Annotated in this window: 2 protein-coding genes; one reads left to right on the top strand and one right to left on the bottom strand. The window is 70.4% G+C overall.

Going from position 1 to position 2,634, the window contains the following annotated elements:
• Positions 1-1,647, top strand: a 1,647-nt coding sequence (locus H0W40_RS19850) for a PAS domain S-box protein (protein WP_292449644.1), incomplete at its 5' end; no start/stop codon positions are given.
• Positions 1,648-1,653: 6 nt separating this feature from the next.
• Here the strand turns inward: H0W40_RS19850 and H0W40_RS19845 are convergent.
• Positions 1,654-2,634 (bottom strand): ATP-binding protein (locus H0W40_RS19845; RefSeq protein ID WP_292449642.1); only part of this gene is annotated, 981 nt, incomplete at its 5' end.

Here is a 2,634-nt window from a genome sequence, read left to right as displayed (position 1 = left end):
GCGCGCCGCACCGAAGCGGCGGTGGCCGAGCGCACGGTGCAGCTGCAGCACGAGATCGCCGAGCGCGAAGCCACCGAGCAGGCGCTGCGCGACAGCGAGCGGCGCTTTCGCAACATCTTCAATTCGGTGCCGCTCGGCGTGATCTACACCGACCTGCGGGGCAGCATCAAGCAGCCCAACGCCAGCTTCTCGGCCATGACCGGCTACTCCGAGGAAGAGCTGCTCGACACCACCACCCCGGCCCTGACCCACCCGGACGACCTGGCCGAAGACCAGCGCCTGCGCGACGTCCTGGCCCGGGGCGAGCAGCAACTGGTGCGGCGGCGCAAGCGCCTCATCACCCGCGACGGCCGGGTGCTCTGGGTCGACGCCACCATGACCCTGCAGCAGGACGCGCGCGGCGGCCCGCAGCGGCTGGTCGCGCTGATCGAAGACATCTCCGAACACCTGCGACTCGAGGAAGCCGAGCGAGCGCGCGAGTCGGCCGAGGCGTCCAATCAGGCCAAGAGCGAATTCCTCTCGCGCATGAGCCACGAGCTGCGCACGCCGCTCAACGCGATGCTCGGTTTTTCGCAGCTGCTCGAGCTGGACGCCGAACCGCGCCTGAACGAGCGCCATGCGCAGTGGGTGGCACAGATCCGGCGCGCCGGCTGGCATCTGCTGGAAATGATCAACGACGTGCTGGATCTTTCGCGCATCGAGTCGGGCATGCTCAAGCTCGATCAACTGGCGCTGCGCATTGAGCCGCTGCTGATCGAGTCGATGGCGCTGGTGGAGGCGCAGACGCGCGAGCGCGACGTGCGAATCGTGCGCGGCCCGAGCGAAGACCCGGGCCTGCGCGTGCTGGGCGACGGCACGCGCATCAAGCAGATCCTCACCAACCTGCTGTCGAACGCCATCAAATACAACCGTCCGGGCGGCGAGGTGGTGTTGACGACCCGCCGCCGCAACACCGAGGACGGCACCGTGATGCTCGACGTGGAGGTCTGCGACACCGGCCTGGGCATGAGCCCGGACCAACTCGCGCAACTGTTCCAGCCCTTCAACCGCCTGGGCCGCGAGCGCGGCGCCGCAGAGGGCACCGGCATCGGCCTGGTCATCACCCGGCTGCTGGCCGAGCGGCTCGGCGGCGCGCTGTCGGTGCGCAGCACCGAGGGCGTCGGCTCGGTCTTCACCTTGAGCCTGCCGCTGGCCGGGCATTACGCTGCCACCACCGAGCCGGCCGTGCTCGACGATACGGGCGGCGGCTACCACCGTCGCCAGGTGCTCTACATCGAAGACAACGAGATCAATGTGGAGGTGATGCGCGGCATCTTCACCCAGCGCCCGCAGGTCCGCCTCGACATCGCAACCACCGGCCTGGACGGGCTGGCCACGGTGCGCACGGCGCCGCCCGACCTGATCCTGCTCGACATGCATCTGCCCGACATCGACGGCATGGTGCTGCTGCAGCACCTGCAATCCGACGAATCGACGGCCGGCATCCCGGTCATCGTGGTCTCGGCCGACGCCCTGCCGGCGCAGATGGACGCCGCGCTGCAGGCCGGCGCCTCACGCTACGTGACCAAACCGGTATCGGTCGACGAGATGCTGGCGGTGCTGGATGAACAACTCTCGCAGCTGACAACGCAGTTCGGCCAGCCGTAAGGAACCTCACCGCCCCGCGGGGAACACCACCCGCACCACCAACCCCCCGCCGTCTTCGCCGTCCAGCAGGAAGACGCTCGCGCCGTGCAACTGCGCGATGTCGCGCACGATCGCCAGCCCCAGGCCGCTGCCTGCGCCCATCGAACCCGCGGGGCGGTAGAAGCGCTCGAACACTCGCTCGCGCTCCGCCGGGGCGATGCCCGGGCCGTTGTCCTCGACCTCGAGCACCGGTTGGCGCACCCCCTCCCCCACGTCGAGCAGGCCGGTGCGCACCGTGATGCGCGCCGGCCGCGCCGGGTTGGCGCAGGCGTACTCGAGCGCGTTGTGGATCAGGTTGCCGAGCAGTTCGCCGAGCAGGTGATGGCGCCCGCGCAGGGGCGCGGACTCCAGTTGGAAGCCCAGGTCGGCGCCGCGCTCGAGCGCGCGCGGCACCCAGTCCTGGGCGGCATCGTGGGCCACCGCTTTCAAATCGACCGGCTCGGCGCCGCCGGGCTCGCGGCTGCTCGCCTCGCTGCGCGCCAGCGCAAGCAACTGGTCGGCCAGCCGCGCCGCGCGTTGCGCCGAGCGGTGCAGGCGTTCGAGGGTGGCGTGTACCGCGCCGGGATGCGATTCCAGCAACGCCAGTTCGGTCTCGGTGCGCAGCGCGGTCAAGGGCGTGCGCAGCTGGTGCGCGGCATCGGCGATGAAATGGCGCTGGCGTGTCGCGTCCGCCGCCACACGGGCGAGCAACTGATCGACCGCGTCGAGCAGCGGCTGCACCTCGGCCGGCATGCGCCCCCGCCTCAGCGGCCGCAGGTCGTCGAGCGAGCGCAGGGCGAGCTGCTGGTTGACGGAAGTCAGCGGGCGCATCGCGCGGTTGACCACGAAGCCGATCGCCAGCGCGAACAGCGCCGTGCTGCCGAAAGCCAGCAACAAGGTCAGCACCAGCGAGTCGGTGCGCGCGCGCTCGCGCTCGTCGAGCGTCTCGGCCACGCGCACCTGGCACAA

Origin of the sequence: Methylibium sp. (genome assembly GCF_013817345.1) — a bacterium.
In the GTDB taxonomy this organism is placed as follows: domain Bacteria; phylum Pseudomonadota; class Gammaproteobacteria; order Burkholderiales; family Burkholderiaceae_C; genus Methylibium.
The sequence above is the reverse complement of the archived record's forward strand: the minus strand, read 5'-3'. Positions and strand labels throughout refer to the sequence as shown.